The sequence below is a fragment of the Cupriavidus sp. 01L46 genome, assembly GCF_056399905.1.
In genome coordinates this window covers 1-532 of sequence record NZ_JBFTSF010000704.1, presented here as the reverse complement: position 1 = coordinate 532, position 532 = coordinate 1, and the positions used below count along the sequence as shown (strand labels likewise).

General features: G+C 48.8%; 1 protein-coding gene. It reads right to left on the bottom strand.

The window, feature by feature from the left end:
* Positions 1-61: 61 nt before the first annotated feature.
* Positions 62-343, bottom strand: coding sequence for a hypothetical protein (locus AC1DS3_RS39410; protein WP_441635997.1), 282 nt, complete (start codon positions 341-343; stop codon positions 62-64).
* Between the last annotated feature and the right edge of the window lie 189 nt (positions 344-532).

Below are 532 nucleotides of genomic sequence, written 5' to 3'. Positions count from 1 at the left end.
AGCCTGATTGGCGTTGACCTTGATCCATCTCTGATTATCTGGATGTAACTGCCGATTTTGGCTATTGACTCTTGCGCATCGACTCTTCTATTTCGCGCTCAAGTTCTGGCGTAATCGGATCGTCCATCGATAACTCCACGAGTTCCTTACAACCAACTTTTGGAAGCATTGCGCAAAGCCGATCGAATACGTCTACTTCAATCAGCCCCCATTCCAATAAACCAGATAGATAACCATGCCAGATCAGCGTAACTATCTCAGTTGCTCCACGCCATCCAAGTTGACGTTCTATCCTTTCGCGCAACTCACTTTCCGTCGGATACCCATTAATCATAGCTGTCATTTCGGCAACCTCGGAGCGTACGTTGTTCCCTGAGAAGTAATCTTKACAACGGACCGGACTCCGGGATGTACGTTATCTCGACATAGGCTCATCTACTGCACCTATGATCTTCTTTGCCAAGCGGCCCCACCTGGACAGCTAGGGGAAAAGAACCAAAGACCCCCATCCATCTCGCCATCGGTCTTAGGA